The sequence below is a fragment of the Hymenobacter artigasi genome (assembly GCF_012275535.1).
Taxonomy (GTDB): Bacteria; Bacteroidota; Bacteroidia; order Cytophagales; family Hymenobacteraceae; genus Hymenobacter; species Hymenobacter artigasi.
In genome coordinates, this window is the sequence record NZ_JAAVTK010000001.1 from 785874 (window position 1) to 807134 (window position 21261).

Sequence of the window (21261 nt, forward strand, 5' to 3'; positions counted from 1 at the left end):
GCGTTACCCTGACTCAACCCCGCAATATGGACCCCGCTGCTTTCCCCGAACTCACCCGCGCCGAAGAACAAGTAATGCAGGTGCTCTGGCGCCTCGGCCCCTCCTTTGTGAAGGACGTGCTGGCCGAGCTGCCCGCGCCCCAGCCCGCCTACAACACGGTTTCGACCATCATCCGCATCCTCGAAACCAAGGGCTTTGTGGACCACGAAGCCTTCGGCCGCACGCACCGCTACTTCGTGCTGGTGGCCCAAGACGACTACCGCCGCTTCTCGCTGCGCAAGCTGCTGGGCGGGCACTTCGGCAACTCGTTCAGCCGCCTCGTTTCGTTTTTCGCCAAGGAAGAAAACCTCGACGCCGCCCAGCTCGATGAGCTCCTGCGCCACGCCGCCCACCCCCAAACCCCCGAAGACCATGAGCCAACTCAGCCTGCTTAACTGGATGCTGCTCAGCACCGCGCTGCTCGGCGCGTGGTGGGCTTGCTACCGCCTGGCCCTGCGTTCGGAACGCAGCTTTGCCTACAACCGGGCCTACTTGGCTCTGGGGCCGCTGCTGGCCGCCGGCCTGCCGTTGCTGCCGCTGGCCTGGCCGGCCGGCTGGTGGGGCACCGGTCCGGCAGGCCTGGCCGGCGTGGCGGCCGTGCTGCTGCCGGCCGTGCAGGTTGGCCCTGCCGGCGCGACCATCGCGGCGGCCGGGCCCGATTGGGCCTTCTGGCTACTAGTGGCTTACCTGGCTGGCGCGGCCCTGATGCTGGCCCGCCTGGCCTACGGGCTGGGCCACTTGTGGCACACGGCCCGCCGCCTGCCCCGCACCGCTCACGCCGGCTATGCGCTGGCTAAAACCCACGGCCGGCTGCCCACCAGCTCCTTCGGCCGGGTTGTGTTCTGGGATGAAACGCTGGCCCTGAGCCCGGCCGAAGCCCGGCAGCTGCTGCGCCACGAGCTGGCCCACGTCCAGCAAGGCCACACCTACGACCGGCTGCTGCTGGAGTTGCTGCGCGCCGCGCTGTGGTTCAATCCCTTCGTGCACTTCTGCGGGCGGGCGCTGGTTCTCACCCACGAGTATCTGGCCGATGAAGCGGCCCTGCATGATGATGCCTCGCCTGCTCCTTCCCGTTCCACTTCCTACTCCCAACTGCTGGCCCGGCAAGTGGCCAGCCGCCTCGGTTTCTCGGTTCCGCTTGCGCACTCCTTCTCCCATTCCCAAACCCTCAGTCGCATTGCCATGATTCAGAAAACCAATCCCATCCGCCGCTGGAAACAGTGGCTTGCCCTGCCGCTGGCGGGCGTGTTAGTCGTTGCCGTTGCCTGCGAAAAAGCCGCGCCGCCAGCTGCGCCAAGAGAAAAAATTGAATTAGTAAAAATTGACGGCCAGAACCGGCTTGTTCTTCACAAAGGCTCCGAAACAACAATACTACCGCCCCCGCCAGCCCCTCCGGTTGTCTATGATATGGTTGACCAGATGCCGGAGCTGCCGGGTGGAGGTGGGCCGGCGGCTATTGTGACCAATATCCAGCAGCACCTGGTTTATCCCAAAGTGCCTACGGCCGAACGGCACACGGGCCGCGTGTTTGCTTCCTTCGTCGTGACAGATAAGGGCGAGGTACAAGCGGCTAAAGTCATAAAAGGACTCAGTCCCGCCTACGATGAAGCCGTGATAGCCGCCATTCGGCAGTTGCCGAATTTTGTGCCCGGGATGAAAGATGGCAAAGCGGTAAACGTCTCGTTTACTGTGCCCTTGCTATTTGTCGGGACCATAGACGTCGCCCCTGCTCCCAGCGGCGAACAGGGCAAAATTATCAGCCACTAAACCTGGCAAAACCGAGAGAAACCGCTCGAAAAGCTCCGGCCCGCGCCGGGGCCTTTCTGCGTTGATGGCTCCGCAGAAGGCCGGCCGCAGCCCTTCAAGTAACTTTAGGGCCGGAAGTAGTGGCTAACGCTGCTTTTCGGCGTTCCGGTAGGGGGCATAATGCCGTAGCGCGAACTGTGTAGTTCGCGTTCCCGAACGATTTTAATGGCGCGGGGACGCGAACTACACAGTTCGCGCTACGGTGCTTCAGCCTGATAAGCTAATTTATGTCCCGCCTATCCATTGCCCTCCAGGCCCTGCGCAGCCTGGCCCGTACTCCTTCGCTGCTCAACCACGTCATTGCCGGCGATGTGGCCGAATGGCAGCGCCGGGCGCTGGCCCACGCCGGCCGCCAGCTCACCGCCAAAGGCCTGCCGATGGTATCGCTGGCCCATTTTCTGAGTCCGGCCGATACCACGGTGCGCCCGTTTGCCTTCCGCGAGGGCGGCTCATTGCCCACCGATTTGCTCCTGCTGCGCGCCCTGGCCCGCCGGGTGCCGGGCTGCCGCTACCTCGAAATTGGCACCTGGCGCGGCGAGAGCGCCGCCAACGTGGCCGAAGTAGCTGCCGAAGTTTTCACCCTGAACCTGTCGGATGAAGAAATTCGCGCCCTAGGCCTGCCCGAGCGCTACATCGAGCTACACGGCTTCTTCTCGAAGCCGCTGCCCAACGTGCGCCACCTGCACGGCAACTCGGCCACGTATGATTTTGCCGCGCTGGGCGGGCCGTTTGATGTGATTTTCATCGACGGCGACCACCGCTATGACGCCGTGCGGACCGATACCCGGCGCGTGTTTGAGCACCTGGTGGGCCCGAATACTGTAGTTGTATGGCACGATGCCAGCCGCCAGCCGGGCGAGCCGCGCTGGGAAGTGCTGGCCGGCCTGCTCGACGGGCTGCCCGCGGCTGCCACCGGCCAGCTGGTGCAGGTAGAGAACTCGCTGTGCGCTCTGTACTCGCCCACGCCGCTGCCCGCACAGGTGCCCGACCCGCTCGCCGACCCCACGGCGTGGTTTGAGGTAACCATCCAGCCGGTTACGCGCCAGCCTGCCCGGTAAGGTGTAGTTTTGGTGAATCTCAAGGCATCGGCGGGCCAAGCGACACGGAAACCCTTACCTTTGAGCTATCTATTGTTCGTATTGTCCTCCATTGTCAGTGTTTCTAAAAGCCACCCCTAGCGCGTTTGTCGCTTCGCTGGGCCTGTTTGCGGCCCTCGCCCTGCCCGCTTGTTCCACCCGCCCCGCCGAGGGTGAAAAAAGCACGGCCGGCACCGCTGCCGCCGATGGCGACACGGCCGCCCAGCCAGCGCCCATCGATACCATCAAGATTCAGGCGATGGCCATGCGCCGCGATTCGCTGAAGGCCGACAGCATTGCCAAGAAAAACGGGCAGCTGCCGGGCGCCATCCTGCCGGGCCACCGCATTGTGGCGTTCTATGGCAATATCCGCTCGAAGGGCATGGGCATTCTGGGCCGCGAGCCCAAGGAGCAGATGTTCCGCAAGTTTGCCGGCGTGATAAAGGAGTGGCAGGCCGCCGACCCCAGCATCCCGGTGCAGCCGGCTTTGCACAACGTAACCATCACAGCTCAGGGCACCGCCGGCAAAGACGGCAAATGGCGCCTGATGAACTCCAAATCCACGATTGAGGAGGTAATCAGTTGGGCCAAGGAGCACAACTGCATTCTGTTTCTGGACGTGCAGCCCGGCCACAGCACCCTGCAGGCCGAGCTGCCCAAGCTGGAGCAGTACCTCAAAGACCCCATCGTGCACCTGGGCATCGACCCCGAGTTTTCGCTGGCCACCATGCCCGGCGTGCGCCCCAACCAGCGCATCGGCACCCTCGACGCCAAGGACGTGAACTTCACCATCAACTTCCTGGCCCGCATCGTGAGCGAAAACCACCTGCCGCCCAAGGTGCTCACAGTGCACCGCTTCACCCGGAAGATGCTGAGCAACTACAAAAACATCAAGCTCGACCCCCGCGTGCAGGTGGTGATGCACATGGACGGCCACGGCGACCCCACCCTGAAAAAGGACTCCTACGATGCCTACATCAAGGCCGAGCCCGTGCAGTACACCGGCTTCAAGCTGTTCTACGAGTACGACGCCCGCCCCAAGCCCCACCACATCATGACGCCCAGCGAGGTCATTGCCCTCACGCCTTCGCCGCTGTACATTCAGTATCAGTAAGGTGGTAAATGAGTAAGTGAGTAAGGTGGCGGTTGCCGGGCCAGGCGGCACCTCACCCCCTGACCCCCTCTCCAAAAAAGAGGGGGCACCGGTTCGGAGCAGGAGTAAAATAGAAAGAGCCCAGCGCATCACGCTGGGCTCTTTTCATTCATAGTCGAAACTGTCAGAAGCATTTCCGGTGCCCCCTCTTTTTTGGAGAGGGGGTCAGGGGGTGAGGTGCCGCCCGCGCCGGCCGCGCATTAGTGCGCGGCGTTGAGGTCGATGGCGGCCCCGGGCTTGTTGCGCTTGATGAGCAGCACCAGCGGCACGCAGGCGATGAAGAACAGCCCCAGGCCCGTGAATACCTGGCCGTAAGTAATAATGGCAACCTGCTTCATCAGAATGCCTTCGAGGGCGGCGTAGGCTTGTTGCCGGGCCTGCTCCAGCGGGAAGCCGTGCGCCATGAAATTCTGGGTGAACGCCTGGATGCGCTGGGTCGTGGCCTCGTTGTAGAGCGAGATGTTGGGCAGCAGCGCCACCCGGTTCTGGGCAATGCTGCGCTCCAGGTAGGTGCCCACGATGGCCACGCCGAACGAGCCGCCAAGCTGGCGAATCATGCCGGTGAGGCCGGCCGCCTGGCCTGCGTCTTTACCCGCCAGGCCGGCCAGGCTCATGGTGGTGATGGGCAGGAAAATCAGGCCCAGGCCCACGCCGCGCACAATAAGGGGCCAGAAGAAGTCGCTTTCGCCGGCCGTGGGCGTGAGGCGCGCGGCAATCCAGAACGTGAAGGCGAAGAAAATGGTGAAGCCCACCGGAATCATCAGTTTCTGGGGCACGCCCTTCACCAGCATCCTTCCGATAATGGGCATCATGAAGCCCGAGGCCAAGGCGCCCGGCAGCAGCAGGTAGCCCGTTTGGGCCGCCGTGAAGCCGAGAATGCGCTGCGTGAAGATGGGGAACACGAACACCGAGGCAAACAGGCCAAAGCCCAATACGAACGACAGAAAAGCACCCACCGCCAGGTTGCGGCTCTTGGTGAGGACGCGCAGGTCCACGATGGGAGCCTTAGCCGTGAGCTCGCGCCAGATGAAGCCCACGATGCCGATAACCGACAGCACGGTAAACAGCACGATGGTGGAGTCGTCGAACCAGTCGTTGGTTTCGCCCTGCTCGAGCACAAACTGTAGCGAGCCCACGCCCAGAATCAGCAGGCCAATACCGGACCAGTCAATCTCGCGCAGCGGCCGGGGAATGGCGTTTTTGATGCGCTCCGGGTCGCGAATGAACAGCCAGGTGAAGATGGCGGCCATGATGCCCACGGGTACGTTCACGTAGAAAATCCAGGGCCAGTCGTAGTTATCCACGATGTAGCCGCCCAGCGTGGGCCCAATGGTGGGCCCGATAATCACACCCATGCCAAACAAGGCCTGCCCCAAGGGCAGCTGCTTGGGCGGGAAAGTATCAATCAGAATGGCCTGTGATGTGGCCATGAGGGCACCGCCGCCCACGCCCTGAATGAAGCGGAAGGCCACCAGCTCCCACAGGTTGGTGCTCTGCCCGCAGGCCATGGAGGCCAGCGTAAAGAGAATCACTGAGAAGAAAAAGTAGTTTTTGCGCCCAAACTGCTCGGCCAGGAAGCCGGTCATCGGAATCACAATCACGTTGGCGATGCCGTAGGAGGCCACCACCCAGCTCACCTCCTGTTGGGTGGCCGAGAGGTTGCCCATCATCTGGGTCAGGGCCACGTTCACGATGCTGGTATCGATGAGCTCCAGCAGTACGCAAAGCACCACCGTAACCACGATAATCCATTTTCTAAAACCGGTCTCCATTGGTAAGTTGGTAAATGAGTAAATGAGTAAAGTAGCTTCGCGTCAGCTTTCTCATACTTTTAATAATGGACGTAATGGATAGTAAGGCTTCCTTTAATCAAGCGTTTCGGGAGCGCACCAAGGCGGCGGCTGTGCGCGTGATTCGCCTGTTTCAGCAGTTGCCCCGCACGGGAGAAGCGCAGGTACTGGGGAAGCAGCTGTTGCGGTCAGCCACTTCTGTCGCCGCTAATTATCGGGCGGCGTGCCGGGGCCGTTCGGGGGCCGAGTGGTTTGCCAAAATGTGCGTTTGCCTAGAGGAAGCCGATGAAACCCAATTTTGGCTTGAACTGCTGAGCGATGCCGAAATCCTGCCCAAGTCCCGTCTGGAAAGCCTGCAGCAGGAGTACACCGAAATAGTAGCCATCCTCACCACCGCCCGCAAATCCTATAAAGACAAGATGGTAAAATAGTAAATGAGTAATTGAGTAAAGTGGGTAATTGTAGCCTGCGCCTTCTGAACACCCACTTTACTCAATTACTCATTTACTATTTTACAGCAACCACCGCATTTACGCTCATGCCGGCGCGGAGCGGGTGCTCGGGGTCCACTTTGTCCAGGGCGATGCGGACGGGGATGCGCTGGGTTACTTTCACGAAGTTGCCGCTGGCATTGTCGGGGGGCAGCAGGGCGAAGCGGGCGCCGGTAGCGGCCGAGAGCGACTCGATGTGGCCGTTGAATTCCTCATGCGGGTAGGCATCAATCTCCAGTTTCACGGGCTGGCCCACTTTCATGTCTTCCAGTTGGGTCTCCTTGAAGTTGGCCACCACCCAGGTGCGGGCGCTGCTCACGATGCCGAACAGCTGCTGGCCGGGCCCTACTACCTGGCCGGGCTGCACGTTCTTCTTGCTGATGATGCCATCCTGCGGGGCCACGATGGTGGTGTAGCTCAACTGCAATTTGGCGTTATCGAGGTCGGCCTGGCGCTGCTTCACCACGGCTTGGGCCACGGCAATCTGCTGCGAGGCCACGGCCACCTGCTGGCGGGCCACGGCTACCTGGTCGGTGGCGGTGGCCCGCTGGGCGGCGGTGGCTTTCAGGTTGGCCTGCACGGCATCGTACTCACTCTGCGGAATGATGTCCTGCTTGCGAAGCAAGTCGCTGCGCTTGAGGTCTTTCTGGAGGCGCTCCTGGTTGGCCTGGCTCACGCCGATGCCGGTTTGGGCGGTGCGCACGTTGGCGTTGGCGGTGCCTACACCGGCGCGGGCGGCCGTTACCTGGGCCTGGGCGGCGAAGAGGGCGGCCTCCGCAGCGTTCACGCGCTGCTGGTAATCAGCGGGGTCGATAGTCACGAGCACATCGCCCTTTTTCACGCGGATGTTCTCGTCCACTTTCACCTCAAGCACCGGGCCGCCCACGCGGGGCAGCACCGGGTACACGTCGCCCTCTACCTGGGCGTCGTCGGTGCTTTCGTGGGCTTTGGCAAACTGGTAGCGCGTGAAGCCATAGTAGCCACCCGCCAGCAGCACCAGGGCCATAATGATGAGCACAAGCGGATTGCGCTTTTTCGGCTCTTCTACGTGCTCGCTTTCGCTGGTAGCATTGGGGTAGGGAGCAGGAGCGTTTTGAACGGAAGTTTCGGTCTGGGCCATCTTAATAGAATTAAGAATGAAGGATTAAGAATGAAGAATTAGAAAGAGGTGGTGAGTAAGCAGAAGGTGGGATTGAAGCGTCGGTAAAGACAATGCTTCAGTCCTCGTTCTTCATTCCTCATTAAGCAGCGGCGCGCGCACCAGCATGGTGGCGCACCGGGCGGTGCGGAGCACGATTTCGGCGGTAGTACCCATTAAGAAGCGGGTGAGGCCTGTTTGGCCGTGCGCGCCAATAACAATCAAATCAGCCTGTTGGCGGGTAGCTTCGGCCACAATTTCGGGGGCGGCCTCGCCGCGCACCATGCCGGTGTGCACGTTGGCCACGCCGGCTTCCTGGGCGGCAGCCTGCAAGGCCTGCATCCGGCCGTTGCAGGGCGCAAACACCGTAGCATCGGGCCGCTGACCGGTGGGGTCCTCCTGCGGCTCGCACACGTGCAGCAGCCGCAGCTCAGCGCCCATCGCCACGGCCAGGGCCGCCGCGTAGGCTACTAAACCAGCTGAAGCGGCCGAGAAATCGAGCGGGCAAAGGATGGTCATGAGGGTAAAATGGTAAATGAGTAATTGAGTAAATTTTTGATTGGCAGATGGGTAAATGAGTAAAGCGGACTTAACGTGCTGCTGCGCAGCAGCGAGTTGCAAACTCGCATTACGGCCAGCTTTAACAGGGCACTTTACTCATTTACTCACTTACTCATTTACCATATTTGCTCGCCCGTGGCGCGGCGCAGCTGGTACTGGCCCAGCGTGTAGGTGTACTCAGCCTGCACCAGGGCCAGGCGGGCCTGGGCGAGCTGGGTTTCGGCGTCCAGCACGTCGAGGTTCTGGCCCACGCCGTAGCGGTACCGGTCACGGGCTTTGCTTAGGGCCAGGGTGGCCTGGGCTACCTGCTGCTGGGCATTTTCGTGGCGGGCCTGGCTGAAATCCATGTTGTTGACGGCCTGGCGCACGTCGGCGCGGATTTGCTCCTGCGTGTCGGCGGTGCGGGCCATGGCGGCGCGGGAGATGGCGGCGGCTTCCACGCGCTGCTTCTTGTTCTTGTTGCCGTCGTAAATCGGTACGGAGAGCTGTAGCACGCCCACCGTGTTGAAGCGGATGCGGTTGATGTCGGGCAGGATGTAGCCGTTTTTGGCACCGGCCTGCACGCCCGCGCCGAGGCTTGGCATGTTGCCTTTTTCGATGAGGCGGGCCTGCAGGGTGGCGGTGTTTTCGGCGTCGCGGGCCAGCTTCACCTCGGGGCGGTTGTTGCTGGCTTTGGTCACCTCAGCCTCCACGTTCACGGGCTGCGGCTCGTAGGTGAGGCGGCCTTTCACCGGAACGTCGGCCTGGGCGGGCTTGTGCAGCAGGCGGGCCAGCTGCACCTGCTGGTTGCGCAGCTGGTTTTGCAGGTCGAGCTTGGTGCTTTGGGCCTGCGTGATGCGAACATCGGTGGTGGTCACGTCGAATTTTGTGCTCACGCCGGCCTCCACGCGCTTGTTCATTTCGTTGCGGTGGGCCTGTAGCGAGGCAATCTGCTGGTCCTGCACCTTGATGCTCTCGCGCATGAACAGGATGTTGTAGTACACCTGCGCGGCGTTGAACGCCAAGTCGCGGCGGGCCACCGTAATGTTATCCTGCGCCGTCTGCACCTGCGATTCGGCCACCTTCACGGTCGCGTCGTTCTTGCCGAAATCAAACAGCAGGTACTGCGCCGTGAGGTGAAAGTCGTAGTTGTTGTTGGGCGCAAACTGCAGGGTTTCGCCGTTAAAAGGCAGCTTCACCACGGGGTCGATGCGGGTGTAAGTGGCCGTGCCCGTCACCTGGGGCAGGAAGCCGGCCCGCGTCTGGCTCAGGCGGCTGGTCGAGGCTGCCGACAGCTCGGTGAGGTTGGTGATGCTGGGGTTGGCGTCGAGCACGGCTTGCAGCGTCGCGCCGAGGGTCAGGGAGTCGCTGGCCAGGCCAATGGCTTGGGCGGCGGCCGGCACGCTGGGCTGGTTCTGGGCCAGCGCCGGCTGAGCCAGCGCCAAGCCGCTAAGCAGCGACAAACCGGCAAAACCTCTTAAAGATTGAGAAGAAAACATAAGGCCAAGTGGCTTAGGGTGTGCACTGCCCTTACCGAAAGACGTGCCAGCACCAATGGGAGAGATTTACATCATATTTATCCATTGAATACTAAGTATTTAAAATTAAGTTTCGGCAAATTTTAGAGTATTACATCTTTGGTATGTTTTGCTTTTATTCCTCAAATGGCAGGAATTTACCTGTTTTTACTCCTGATATTTGAGGAAATTTGTGGCGCATGCTTTCGTTTGTGCCAGTTTTTATAGCCTAACCATGCGCAAGCTGAAGCATGCGCTGCATCCCATGCCCACCACCGACGAAACCCTGCTGCTCCACCTCAACGAGGCCATCGCCACCATCCGCGACAAAGACCAGCTGTTCAAGGTGGTCACGACCAAGCTGCGGCTCATCTTCCCCTTCGACCTTATCGGCATCAACGTCTTCGATGAAACCCTGCAGTACAAGCGCTTATTCCTGCGCGACTACTACGGCGCCGATGAAGCCCCCGCCCTGCCCGATGGCCTGGAGCAGTTCTCGCCCGTTGCCGGCACGCCCCTCGAAGTACTCGTGGCCGACCCCCGCGTACGGCAGTTCACGCCGAGGGAGTACATGGCAAACTACCCGAATTACGCGCCCTACAACAAGTTTGAAAAGCTGGGCGTGACGCACCTCACGGCCGTGCCGCTGCACCTCGGCGGCCGCCTCGCGGGCTTCCTCACGCTGGCCTCGCGGCGCAATCCGAACCTCACGCCCGCCGACGAAAAGCTGCTGGAAAAAATCGGCTCCCTCATCGCCGTGGCCGTTACCAATACCCTAGCCTTCGAGGAAGTGGCCCGCCGCGAGCAGGAGCGGAGCCTGCAGCTCAACATCACCAACGCCCTGCTCAGCATCAAGCAGCGCGAGCCGCTGTTCCGGGCCGTGGCCGGGGCCCTGAGCCAGGTGGTGCGGTTCGATTATTTTGGCCTGCGGGTGCAGCGGGCCGGGCGGCAGGAGCCGTTCGAGGGCTTCGCCGAGTTTTCGCGCTCCGGCGACGGCCCGGATGCCCCGCTGCTGGCCCTCGACCCCAACCGCCAAAACGGCCTGAACCAGCTCGATACCTCCGCCATGTACCAGCAGCTGAACGATTTGCTGAAGGTGCCGGGCCTCTACGCCGCCGATGATTTCCGGGCCCAGGCCCAGCGCTACCCACTGCTGCGGCACGTGTATGAGGAGTACGGCACGCGGGCCATGCTCATCGTGCCCATCTGGCAGCGGGCCGATGGCGCGGCCGTGCTCATGCTGGCCTCGCCCAACCCCACCGCCTTCCGCCGGGAGGACCTGGCCACGGTGGTCGCCCTCGCCCCGCAGATTGCCCTGGCGCTGGAAAACCTCTTCGCCTTCGAGCAGATTGAGGAATTGAAGGCCCAGGTAGAGCAGGAGCGCACCTATCTGGTTGATGAAATCAACACCTCGGCCCGCTTCGGGGACAATTCGGGTACCTTCATCGGCAACAGCCCGGCCCTGCAGCTGGTCGAGCGCCGCATTGGCCTGGTGGCCCCCACGGATACCACGGTGCTGATATCGGGCGAAACCGGCACCGGCAAGGAGCTGGTGGCGCGTGAGCTGCACAACGCCTCGCCCCGCCACGCCCGCGCCCTCATCAAGCTCAACTGCGCCGCCCTGCCCGCCCAGCTCATCGAAAGCGAGCTGTTCGGCCACGAAAAAGGCGCCTTTACCGGCGCCGTAGAGCGCCGCATCGGCAAGTTTGAGCTGGCCAACGGCGGCTCCATTTTCCTCGATGAAATCGGCGAGCTGCCCCTCGACCTGCAGGCCAAGCTGCTGCGCGTGCTGCAGGAGCGCGAGTTCGAGCGCCTGGGCGGCACCAAGGTGCTGCACTCCGACGCCCGCGTGATTGCTGCCACCAACCGCGTGCTGGCCGATGAAGTGGCCGCCGGCCGCTTCCGCGCCGATTTATACTACCGTCTCAACGTGTTTCCCATCGAGCTGGCTCCCCTGCGCGAGCGGCGCGAAGACGTGGAGCCGCTGCTGCGCCACTTTATTCAGCGGCTGAGCAAGCGCCTGGGCAAGCCCATCCGCCAGGTGCGGCCCACCGATTTGGCCGCCTTGCAGGCCTACGGCTGGCCCGGCAATATCCGCGAGCTGGAGCACGTGCTGGAGCAGGCCATCATCGTGAGCCAGGGGACGTTCCTGGAATTTGCGGGCTTTGCCGGCTCCCCGCTGATGCTGGCGGCTACCGCCGCGCCGTCGGCACGGCTGGCCGCTGCGCCCATCAAAACCCTCAGGGAGCAGGAGCGCGACCATATTCTGGTGGCCTTGCAGCACACCGGCGGGCGCGTGAGCGGCGCGCAGGGCGCCGCGCTGCTCCTGGATATCAACCCCAAAACCCTGGAGGCCCGCATGAAAAAGCTGGGCATCCGGCGCACGGTGGGCGTAGAAGGGTAGGGCACCGGGAAAAGTGGCCGCCTGCTTAGCCTCCGGCGCTGCCAGCCCGTATAAACCAGCATTCACCTAACCCTTCCCCATCATGGCCAATACCACCAGCACCCCCAAGCACACCGACCCTGCCACCAAAAGCAAGGAGAAGCAGAACGAAGAGGTTATCAAGGACAAGCCCTCGGGCAAAGCCGTGAAAACCCAGAAGAAGTAGGTTTTTTCAACCACAAAAGAGCCCGGCGCGTTGGACGTGCCGGGCTTTTTTGTGGTTGAAAGCGGCCGTTATTCCCAGTCCTTCAGCAGGCGGCGTAGCAGGATGATTTCGCCGACGTGGTAGGCGGCATGGTCGGCAATGAGCATGGCCTCGCGCAAAATAGTCTGGCCGGTGCCGTGCGGAATGGGGGCCAGCAGGTCGGTGCCCGGCGCGTGCAGCAGGTGAAGAAACTGCTGGCGGGTCTGCCGGATGTGGTTCAGGGCTTCCTGCCACTGCTCTTCATCGGCGGTAGCGTCGGGGGCCGGCCAGTAGCCCTCCGGCCACTTGGGCGATTGGTGTTCGGGTTCGACGCAGAACTCCACAATATCCCACTGCGCAATGCGGATGTGCTCGACCAGCTGCCAGATGGTGTAGGGCGCGTTCGGCACGCGTTGGTTCCAGGTTTTAGGCGTGAGGTCGGCGGTTGCTTCTTCGAAGGTGACGTGGGCGTTGCCTTTGGTGAGCAGGCTGGTTAATTCCGCCAGCAGGGCTTTCTGGTTGGGTCTGTCCATTGTAATGTTAGGCGTTATTTCCGCTTCTTCAGGGCATGCAAGGCACCGGTGCTCCACAAGGCCGTGCCAATCAGCACGGGTTGGAAAAACAGCCGCCCCAGCCGCTTGGCATCGGTATCGAGGCCGAAGGCGGAAAGGTGGTGGGTATACTGGTGAATGTTGCCGGGGAAAACCGCCGCATAAAACGCGGCCAGCCCGATGCCCATTCGCACCCGGTTTTTGCCCTTTAGCAGCAACAGGGCCAGGCCGAGCGCAATTTCCACCACGCCCGATGCCAGCACGGTCGTGTCCTTGTCCAGCGGCACAAAATCGGGCACCTGGGCCTGGAAATCCTGCCGCACGAAGGTGAGGTGGCCGGTGCCGGCCACCACCATAAAGGTGCCCATCAGCCCGCGGGCTACGTTTTGGAGAGTGGTGGTGTGAGTGTTCTGTCGCATGGCTGGCCTGTTGGTGAGGAGTGGAGGCTATACGGCCAGCCGCCGGTTCGGGTGCATCAGGCTGCCGGGCCCGAGCTTGGGAGCTGGCACGGCGTTGGCAGCGCGGCAACCGTGCTACCAGTAATTCCCACCCAACCCTGCTGCTATGAAACGTTCGATTTTTGCTCATGCCACCGTACTGGCCCTGGTGGTCTTAACTAGCTGCCAGAAGACCGATGCTGACCCGCAAACAGCCTTGCCGCCAGCCACCAGCACCGGGGCCGAAACCCTGGGCTTCAGCCTCGAAGGTAGCGCCTGGGTGCCCGCCGGGCGGCGCTGCGGCATCTACGGTTGCTCCGATAATAAGGTGGAAGCCAGCTCCTTCGTGACCAACGGCCGCCGCGAGCTGCTGCTCACCGCCGCCCGCACCGATGGCAGCCGCAACGAGTCGTTTATCCTGCAGCTGGAGGCGCTGACCGGCCCCGGCGTGTACCGCGCCACGGCCGTCGGCCCCGGTGCCACCGGCGGCGAGGCCGGCACCAAAATTTACTTCGCCAACAGCCGCCAGAGTCTGGAGTACCAGAGCCAGCCCGGCACCGCCACTATCACCATCACCAAACTCGATACCGTGCAAAACATCGTTTCGGGCACCTTTGAGGGACAGTTGAGCCGCCTGGGCGGCTCGGGCGCGGTGCAGGTTAGCAGCGGGCGGTTTGATGTGCTGTATAATCGGTAGAGGCTGCCAGCCCCAGTCATTCAATCTAACTTGCTGCATGGAGCCGTTCTGCGGGCAGAGGGCAACTCTGCGGCAGGCGAGTTTTCGGAGTACAGTTCCAAAAGGGTAATGGGTTCACACAACGAAGTCGTAGAGCAACCTTATCGTTAGTCGTCCGGTCATGGCTGTATTCACCATTATTCCCATAATACTGTATGAAACAAGCCCCATTTATTGGTGTAGCTCTCCTGGGGGTTATGCTTTTTGCCTGTTCAAAAGACCAGCCGGCGCCTACGTTGAAAACCGATTCGCTCAGCGACACCACTTGGCGCATGACGGGCTATACCATCGATTTTGGGCCCTTAAACGGGCCTCTCACCGGCACAAACAATTTTTTTCTGTCGTTTTCTAACGACCCTACCACGCCCTGCCTGGGGCTGAACACCTTCACCTTCACCTCGGCGGGTAAAGTCATTTGGAAGCAGGAAGCCCGCGGCTGTTCGGTGAGAAGCTACTTTGTGAGTTCCGATTGGGGAACGTGGAGTGCGAATAACGCGCAAACCGAACTCACCGTCAACAGCCCTTGGGGAGGAGTCGGCAGAAGCGTTATACCCGTGATGGAAGCCGTGCCGGGAGCATATGAGTACACGCTCAGCAACACCACCCTCACTCTTAGCGCTAGGTATATTTATGGGCAAAAGCAGGATTCCCTTCGCGTAGATAGGGCCGTTTTCACCCGGCAATAGTGCACTTTGCTAAGTAATAAAAAGGCCTTGCATGGTGCTTATGCGCATCGTGCAAGGCCTTTTTCTGAAAGCTGCTTGCCGCCTAGTGCGCCTGCAGCCAGTTGCGCCCACTGCCCACTTCCACTTCCAGCGGCACGCCGCGCGGCAGCAGTAGCGCCGTGGTCATCAACTCCTTGATTTTGGGCGTGATGTAGGCCACTTCCTCGGCCACGGCGTCGAACACGAGTTCGTCGTGCACCTGGAGTATCATTTTGGTGCCCAGCTTCTCCTCGCGCAGCCAGTGGTGGATGTTAATCATGGCCATTTTGATGATGTCGGCGGCCGTGCCCTGGATGGGGGCGTTGATGGCGTTGCGCTCGGTGTAGCCGCGCAGCGTGGCGTTGCGCGAGTTGATGTCGCGTAGGTAGCGGCGGCGCTTGAGCAGGGTTTCAGCGTATTCCAGCTCGCGGGCGCGGTTGATGCTGTCGTCCATAAACGCCTTCACGCTCGGGAATTCCTGGAAGTAGGTCTCGATAATTTCGGTGGCTTCCTTGCGGCTGATACCGATACGCTGGGCCAGGCCGAACGCCGAAATGCCGTAGATAATGCCGAAATTGACGGTTTTGGCCTTGCGGCGCATCTCCGAGTCCACGGCTTCGATGGGCACGTGGAAGACCTTGCTGGCGGTGCTGGCATGCACGTCGATGCCCAGGCGGAAGGCCTCAATCATGGTCGCATCGCCCGAGAAGTCGGCCATGATGCGCAGCTCCACCTGCGAGTAGTCGGCCGCGAGCAGCACGTGCTGGTCGTCGCGCGGCACGAAGGCTTTGCGGATTTCGCGGCCCCGCTCCGTGCGGATGGGGATGTTTTGCAGGTTGGGGTTGGTGCTGCTGAGGCGGCCGGTGGCGGCCACGGCCTGGTTGAAGCTGGTGTGTACCCGGCCGTCCACCACGCTCACCAGCTGAGGCAGGGCCTCCACGTAGGTGCTGCGCAGCTTGGTGAGCTGGCGGTATTCGAGGATGAGGGCGGCGATGGGGTTTTCGGTGGCCAGTTGGCTCAGGATTTCCTCGCCGGTGGCGTACTGGCCGGTTTTAGTCTTCTTGACTTTGCCCTTGCCGATGTCCATTTTATCGAACAGCACCTCGCCCAACTGCTTCGGCGAGCCGATGTTGAACTCCTGCCCGGCCTCCCGGAAAATCTGGGTTTCCAGTTCCGTGATGTAGCCCTGCAGCTCGGCCGAATACTCGTTCATAGCCCCGGAATCAATCCGAATGCCCTCGTATTCGATGTCGGCCAGCACGGGCACCAGCGGGTTTTCCACGTCGTTGAGCAGGCCCAGTAGGCCCAGCTCCTTCAGCATCGGCTCGAAGACGTGCTTGAGCTGGAGCGTTACGTCGGCGTCTTCGCAGGCGTAGTCTTTCACGGCGGCTGGACTTAGGTCGGCCATCGTGATTTGCTTTTTGCCCTTGGGGCCGATGAGGTCCGTAATGGGCACCGGCGAGTAGTGCAGGTACGTCTCAGCCAACACGTCCATGTTGTGGCGCATGTCGGGCTCGATGAGGTAGTGAGCCAGCATGGTATCGAACAGCGGCCCCGAAATATTGACGTTGTAGTGCTTGAGAATGGTGAGGTCGTACTTGATGTTCTGGCCGATTTTCAGAATCGTTTCCGACTCGAAAAACGGGCAGAACTCGTCCACGATGGCCTGGGTAGCTTCCTGGTCGTCGGCTGGCACGGGCACATAGTAGGCCTCGCCCGGCAGCCAGGCGAAGCTCAGGCCCACCAGCCGCGCCGTCATGGTATCGAGCCCGGTGGTTTCGGTGTCGAAGCTCACTTCGGCCTGCTGCAGCAGGAAGCTGAGCAGCGACTGGCGCAGCTCGGGCGTGTCCATCAGGTGGTACTGGTAGGGCACGTCTTCAAGGCGTTTGCGCGGGCCGCCGGGTGCGCCGAAACCACCGGTTTCGCCTTCCTCCGCGCCGATGGCCACGGCCGCGTCCTCGCTATTGCCGAACAGCGATGACTGCCCGCCGGGTACCAGCTTGGGCCGGCGCACGGGCTTGCTGCCGGGCGCGGCCACGCCGGCCGGCGTGCGCACGGGGCCACCGCCGCCCAGAATGCGGGCCGCCAGCTGCCGGAATTCCAACTCGTCGAACAGCTCGCGCAGGGTGGCTTCGTCGGGCGCATCCAGTACCAGCTTATCGGCCTCGAACTCCAGCGGCACGTTCACGTGGATGGTGGCCAGCTCCTTGCTCATCAGGCCCTGCTCGGCGAAGTTGCGCACGTTTTCCTGCTGCTTGCCCTTCAGCTGGTCGGTATTGGCCAGCAGGTTTTCCACCGAGCCGTACTTCTGAATGAGCGTTTTGGCAGTCTTCTCGCCGATGCCGGGAATGCCGGGAATGTTGTCGGAGGCGTCGCCTTGGAGGCCCAGAATATCAATCACCTGCTCCACGCGCTCAATCTCGAAGCGGGCCAGCACGTGGGCCACGTCCAGGATTTCGGCCGCGTTGCCCATGAAGGCGGGCCGGTAAATTTTGATGTTCTCCGTCACCAGCTGGCAGTAGTCCTTGTCGGGCGTCATCATAAACACCTCGAAGCCTTCCTTCTCAGCCTTCTGGGCCAGCGTCCCAATCACATCGTCGGCCTCAAAGCCGTCGAGCATCAGAATGGGAATGTGGAAGCCTTGGATAATCTTCTTGATGTAGGGCAGGGCAATGCCGATGTCCTCGGGCATGGCCTGGCGCTGGGCCTTGTACTCGGCATACTGCTCATGCCGGAAGGTCTTTTTGGGCCCGTCGAAGCACACGCCGATGTGGGTGGGCTTCTCCTTTTGCAGCACTTCCACCAGCGTGTTGGTGAAGCCCAGCACGGCCCCCGTGTTCATGCCCTTGGAGTTGATGCGCGGGTTTTTGCTGAACGCGAAGTGCGAGCGGTAGATAAGGGCAAAGGCGTCGAGCAGGAAGAGCTTTTTGGCGGGAGCGGCGGTGGTGTCGGTCATGGTACGAAGGTACGGGCGGAACGAAACCGACGGCTAAATCCGGCCTCAATAGCCCAAACAAAACGGTCCTGACGATTGCAAAAAGCACCGCCAGAACCGTTGAGCAGCCGGTTCTGAAAAGCTACAGCGCCGGCTTCACTTCCAGCACCAGGCGCTGGCTGCCCGCCTGCCCATCGGCCGCCAGGCCCTGCACCACCACCAGGTAGCGGCCGGCCTGGTCGCCGGTGAAGAAGTTTAGCGTTTGGGCCTGGGTGCCGGTCGTGGTGATGTTCGGGTTCCAGTAGAGCAGGTTGCGCAGGTCGGGCAGGCGGCTTTGGGCGGCGGCGGGCGTGTCGTAGCGCGGGGCGTAGAACTCGCGCTGGCGCTGCACGCCTTCGTAGCGCTCCACCAGCACCCGCGGGTCGAGCTGAAAGCCTTCCAGGTCGCCCTTGTACGTGCTGAAGCTCACTATGCCGTTGTACACGGCCAGGCCCTGAAAGTACCGGCTGTCAATCACTTCCAACTTTCGAATCTTAATGGCTGGCATGGCCATTATCTTGTTGATGTTGAACACCGGCACCCCATCGAGCAGCACCATGGGATTCTCGGCGAGTAGGGTTTGGTTCACCTTATCCACCACCAGAAAGTGGAAGCCGTCCTTCCGAATCCGGACCACTACGCCGGGCACGTACTCGCGCAGCACTTCTTCCAGCACTTTGAAGCGGGTGTACTTATCCAGCAGGTAGGTTTCGTCGGGCTTGCCATAAAATGCCAGGCTATCAGTGCGTTCGCGGGCGTACAGATTACGGTACTTGCCGAAGTAAAGGTTTTGCACCTGCGCTTGCAGGTGCCGCTTCTCATAGTCGCTCTGAAAGCGGGGCGTGAGACCGTACGCCCGGCCCGGCCCGCTGCGGTAGCGCGTCGAAAAAGGCTCCAGCACCTGAATCTGGCAGGTGCTGTCCTGCTGCGGGTCGGTTTGCACCATCAGGTCCTGCGGCCCGTCGAAGTGGTGCATCTCGAACTGCACCAGGCCGTCCTCGTCGCTCACGGCATTGGTCAGGCGAATGATGCGGCTCGGCGACGAGAGGTAGGTCATCACGCCCGGGCGCGGCGTGGCAGTGCCCGCCCGCGTAAGCCGGGCCTGCACCACGGGGCCATTGGGCTCGGGCAGGAACCTGGGGGCGGGCAGCGACGGGGCCAGCACATCTTCCCACCGAAACCGGCTCCAGCCCTGGGTCAGCAGCAGGTTATCCGTGGCTTCGGGGTCGTTGGTCGTGAAATAATAGTCGGGGTTTTCCACGTTGCCCTTCAACTCGGAGGTCAGGCCCAGGTACTGGTCAATGGTGTGGGAGGGCGTGGCCGCGAGCGAGTCGAGCCGGTACACGGCCATGGAGAGGCTGGCGCTGGCCGTGGGCGCGGCGGTCACTGCGAGTTGCAGCTGCACTTTTTCGCGCGGGCCGTACCGGGGTTTGTCGGCCTGGGCCGTGAGGGCCAGTCCTTGCGCGGGGCGCTGGAAATACAGCCGTTCGGCCACGGGCTGCTGCGCTTCGTTGAACACGGTGAGGTGCGACACGCCCCCGAGCAGCTGGTCGGGGCGGAAGACGAAGACGGCGTGGCCGTTCACCAGCTGCAAGCGGGTGGCCAGGGCGGTGTGCTGCCGGGAGTGGGCCAGCAGAAACAGGTTTTCCGGCGGCCGCTGCGTAGCGTCAACAGTCAGGGTGAGCAGGTTCTGCTCGCCCCGCTCCAGGTGCATTACGTAGCCTTCGGCATAGGCACGGGGCAGGGGCCGGCTGATGGTATGGCCCGGCCCCAGCGTGAGCTGCGCCGTGTAGGTTTCCTGGGCCGAGGCCGGGGTGAACAGGAAGCTGCCCATGCCCAGCCGCGAGGTGCTGAAGGTGGCTACCACGGCCCCTTGCGGGTTCAGCACTTTGCCGGTAGCGGCCACGCCGTGCCCGTGCTGGTCGGTTACTTTCACGGCCACTTTGCTGCGCAGGCCCTGCACGAGGTTGCCGCCTTCCGGAAAAAACTGCGCCTCGTAGGCCACCGAGTCTTTGGCCGGGCGGGCCGCCCCCGACGCCACAAAGGTGTTGAGCACCGTTACCGAGCTGTGGAAATAGGTCTCAGGAGGAAAGTTTTTCATCCAGCGCGTATAGGCCCGCACCGTGTAGCTGCCCGAGGCCACCGAGGCCGGCACCACGAACGAGCCCTGCCCAACCGCGTTTTTCAGCGCGATTTTCCCCTGCAGCACGGGGTGATTCTTCGCATCGAGTACTTCCACGTAGGCCACGCTGCTCAGCGTGAGCGGGCGGGCATAGGTGCCGTCAATGGCATACACCTTAAACCACATGGTTTCGCCGCTGAGGTACACGGGCCGGTCTAGGTGCAAGTACAGCTTTTCCTGCACCCGGGCTTTCTCGTAGCGCGCCAGCTGGCGCGGTAGGCTAGCCAGCGTATCGGCCTGGCCCCGGGCCGGGCCAAAGGCAACCAGCCAGAGCAGCAGCAGCAACGCCCCATGCCGGGCCCCAGGGCGGGATAATTTCAATGGATGGTTCATTGCCTTTGTAAACAGGAGTTTCATAAACCAAAGCCTTACCAGAACGCCGGGCGGGTAGCCGAGCCCCGCCGCCGGCAGTCGACGCAGTCCGGGGTTGCGACGGTAATGCCAGCCAGCACTATGTTTATGGGCAGCAGAAAACCCTGCCTAATCAGTGGACTTATGCCATCCTTGGCAGTATCGGGCGGCACACAGCTCTTGTAGCCGTCAACGTAAGGCCAGCCGGCGGGCAGCTGGGAGTGCGTGATGAAAATGCGGCGCTCCGCGAGCGAATGGGCCCCCACAAAGCCGAAGGCGAGCTCGGCCTCATTGCTCAGGCAATGCACGTTGCCGGTGAGCTGGCTGGGCTGCGGGTCGAAGAGGGTGCCCAGGCTCTCGGTGTTCTTGCGCAGCTGCTCCCAATAGCTGTACTCGTCCTTGGTGAGGGCGTGCTGCTGCACCAGAATGCTATAGCGGGTAAAGAGCCGGTCGGAAGTCCGGTCGAGGCGGCGCAAGGGGAAGTCGGTCACCACGTCCTGGCTGAGCATGGTCGTCTTAGCCAGTTGGATGGCCGGGGCCCGCTCATTGCCCCAGCACCGGGTGGGGTAGGGCACCCGGATGGGGCGGATGGCGTTGTTAAAGTACTCAACCGACGGGTTAAAAGGCGGCGTGATTTCCCAGGTTTCCTCGTATTCCCAGCGGTAGTATTGGGTGGCCTTGGTGTCGTCGTGCGTGCTGAGGTAAATGGCCAGGCCGTTGTTTTCGGGCCGCCAGTCCAGGGCATCGAGGGGCTGAGTGGTTTTAACGGGCACAAAATCAGACGCATAAAGCAGGCCGTTGTCGGTGGCAATATGCAGGCGGTAGGTGCGGGCCGGGTTGAGGGTGAGATAGGCCGAGGTGTACGTCCCGGTCGGGCTTTCGGTGAGGGGAAAGCGGGTCCCGCTGGCGTCCTCCATGTAAACCTTGGCGCGGGTTTCGGTGGGCACCTTGAGCTGCGTAGCCACGGCGAAGGTGCGCGAGAGGCGAATGGTCGTCACCCCCTGGGCATTCAAAAAGCCGTCCACCACCAAAAAGCTCCGCTTGGCCGCCGGTATATCAGGCGAATACGGGTCGACGCAGGCGGGTAGTAGCAGGGCCAACAGCCAAAGCAGCAATCGGCGAACCAATGGAAAGTCAGAACGCATGGCG

The 21261-nt window shown here is 62.0% G+C and carries 18 protein-coding genes; 9 read left to right on the forward strand and 9 right to left on the reverse strand.

Annotated elements, in window-relative coordinates:
• The first annotated feature begins 26 nt into the window (after nucleotides 1-26).
• From HBN54_RS03155 to HBN54_RS03170, 4 genes are all read left to right on the forward strand, one after another.
• Nucleotides 27-434 carry a BlaI/MecI/CopY family transcriptional regulator gene (locus tag HBN54_RS03155; RefSeq protein WP_168671670.1) on the forward strand — a complete coding sequence of 136 codons (408 nt, stop codon included), beginning with the start codon at nucleotides 27-29 and terminating at the stop codon, nucleotides 432-434.
• Entirely contained in the window at nucleotides 412-1806 is a 1395-nt protein-coding gene (locus HBN54_RS03160; RefSeq protein ID WP_168671671.1) for a M56 family metallopeptidase, read from the forward strand. The genes HBN54_RS03155 and HBN54_RS03160 overlap by 23 nt, the downstream gene beginning before the upstream one ends.
• Nucleotides 1807-2072: 266 nt before the next feature.
• Complete coding sequence (locus tag HBN54_RS03165) at nucleotides 2073-2903, forward strand: class I SAM-dependent methyltransferase (protein ID WP_168671672.1); 831 nt, start codon at nucleotides 2073-2075, stop codon at nucleotides 2901-2903.
• Nucleotides 2904-3000: 97 nt separating this feature from the next.
• A complete protein-coding gene (locus HBN54_RS03170) occupies nucleotides 3001-4035 on the forward strand; it encodes a hypothetical protein (protein WP_317170164.1) in 1035 nt (344 codons plus the stop codon).
• Between the two features lie 239 nt (nucleotides 4036-4274).
• Here HBN54_RS03170 and HBN54_RS03175 read toward each other — a convergent pair whose 3' ends face one another.
• Nucleotides 4275-5846, reverse strand: coding sequence for a DHA2 family efflux MFS transporter permease subunit (locus HBN54_RS03175; RefSeq protein WP_168671673.1), 1572 nt, complete (start codon nucleotides 5844-5846; stop codon nucleotides 4275-4277).
• 74 nt (nucleotides 5847-5920) lie between these two features.
• On the opposite strand from HBN54_RS03175, the gene HBN54_RS03180 reads away from it, so the two are divergent.
• Nucleotides 5921-6295: a four helix bundle protein gene (locus HBN54_RS03180; RefSeq protein WP_168671674.1), complete on the forward strand. Its 375-nt coding sequence runs from the start codon at nucleotides 5921-5923 to the stop codon at nucleotides 6293-6295.
• A 76-nt stretch (nucleotides 6296-6371) separates the two neighbouring features.
• On the opposite strand, the gene HBN54_RS03185 is transcribed toward HBN54_RS03180, so the two are convergent.
• The 3 genes from HBN54_RS03185 to HBN54_RS03195 all read right to left on the reverse strand — a co-directional run bounded on the left by HBN54_RS03185 (nucleotide 6372) and on the right by HBN54_RS03195 (nucleotide 9532).
• A complete protein-coding gene (locus tag HBN54_RS03185; RefSeq protein WP_168671675.1) occupies nucleotides 6372-7475 on the reverse strand; it encodes an HlyD family secretion protein in 1104 nt (367 codons plus the stop codon).
• 111 nt (nucleotides 7476-7586) lie between these two features.
• Nucleotides 7587-8012, reverse strand: coding sequence for a universal stress protein (locus HBN54_RS03190; RefSeq protein WP_168671676.1), 426 nt, complete (start codon nucleotides 8010-8012; stop codon nucleotides 7587-7589).
• A gap of 158 nt (nucleotides 8013-8170) precedes the next feature.
• Entirely contained in the window at nucleotides 8171-9532 is a 1362-nt protein-coding gene (locus HBN54_RS03195) for a TolC family protein (RefSeq protein ID WP_168671677.1), read from the reverse strand.
• Between the two features lie 253 nt (nucleotides 9533-9785).
• Between HBN54_RS03195 and HBN54_RS03200 the strand changes: the two genes are divergently transcribed.
• Together HBN54_RS03200 and HBN54_RS23780 are read left to right on the forward strand one after the other, a co-directional pair.
• Nucleotides 9786-11954 carry a sigma-54-dependent Fis family transcriptional regulator gene (locus HBN54_RS03200; RefSeq protein WP_168671678.1) on the forward strand — a complete coding sequence of 723 codons (2169 nt, stop codon included), beginning with the start codon at nucleotides 9786-9788 and terminating at the stop codon, nucleotides 11952-11954.
• A gap of 82 nt (nucleotides 11955-12036) precedes the next feature.
• Nucleotides 12037-12159: a hypothetical protein gene (locus HBN54_RS23780; protein WP_262888243.1), complete on the forward strand. Its 123-nt coding sequence runs from the start codon at nucleotides 12037-12039 to the stop codon at nucleotides 12157-12159.
• A 68-nt stretch (nucleotides 12160-12227) separates the two neighbouring features.
• Here HBN54_RS23780 and HBN54_RS03205 read toward each other — a convergent pair whose 3' ends face one another.
• Both HBN54_RS03205 and HBN54_RS03210 read right to left on the reverse strand, forming a co-directional pair.
• Nucleotides 12228-12710 carry a DinB family protein gene (locus HBN54_RS03205; protein WP_168671679.1) on the reverse strand — a complete coding sequence of 161 codons (483 nt, stop codon included), beginning with the start codon at nucleotides 12708-12710 and terminating at the stop codon, nucleotides 12228-12230.
• Nucleotides 12711-12724: 14 nt separating this feature from the next.
• Complete coding sequence (locus HBN54_RS03210; protein ID WP_168671680.1) at nucleotides 12725-13147, reverse strand: DoxX family protein; 423 nt, start codon at nucleotides 13145-13147, stop codon at nucleotides 12725-12727.
• Nucleotides 13148-13292: 145 nt separating this feature from the next.
• On the opposite strand from HBN54_RS03210, the gene HBN54_RS03215 reads away from it, so the two are divergent.
• Together HBN54_RS03215 and HBN54_RS03220 are read left to right on the forward strand one after the other, a co-directional pair.
• Nucleotides 13293-13862, forward strand: a complete 570-nt coding sequence (locus tag HBN54_RS03215) for a hypothetical protein (protein ID WP_168671681.1) — start codon at nucleotides 13293-13295, stop codon at nucleotides 13860-13862.
• Between the two features lie 194 nt (nucleotides 13863-14056).
• Complete coding sequence (locus HBN54_RS03220) at nucleotides 14057-14587, forward strand: hypothetical protein (protein WP_168671682.1); 531 nt, start codon at nucleotides 14057-14059, stop codon at nucleotides 14585-14587.
• Nucleotides 14588-14669: 82 nt separating this feature from the next.
• On the opposite strand, the gene polA is transcribed toward HBN54_RS03220, so the two are convergent.
• The 3 genes from polA to HBN54_RS03235 form a co-directional block, all read right to left on the reverse strand.
• Nucleotides 14670-17561, reverse strand: a complete 2892-nt coding sequence (polA, locus tag HBN54_RS03225; RefSeq protein WP_168671683.1) for a DNA polymerase I — start codon at nucleotides 17559-17561, stop codon at nucleotides 14670-14672.
• Between the two features lie 121 nt (nucleotides 17562-17682).
• Nucleotides 17683-20082 (reverse strand): hypothetical protein, encoded by a 2400-nt coding sequence (locus HBN54_RS03230; RefSeq protein WP_168671684.1) that lies wholly within the window; start codon nucleotides 20080-20082, stop codon nucleotides 17683-17685.
• Between the two features lie 47 nt (nucleotides 20083-20129).
• Nucleotides 20130-21257, reverse strand: a complete 1128-nt coding sequence (locus tag HBN54_RS03235) for a DUF4249 domain-containing protein (protein ID WP_168671685.1) — start codon at nucleotides 21255-21257, stop codon at nucleotides 20130-20132.
• Between the last annotated feature and the right edge of the window lie 4 nt (nucleotides 21258-21261).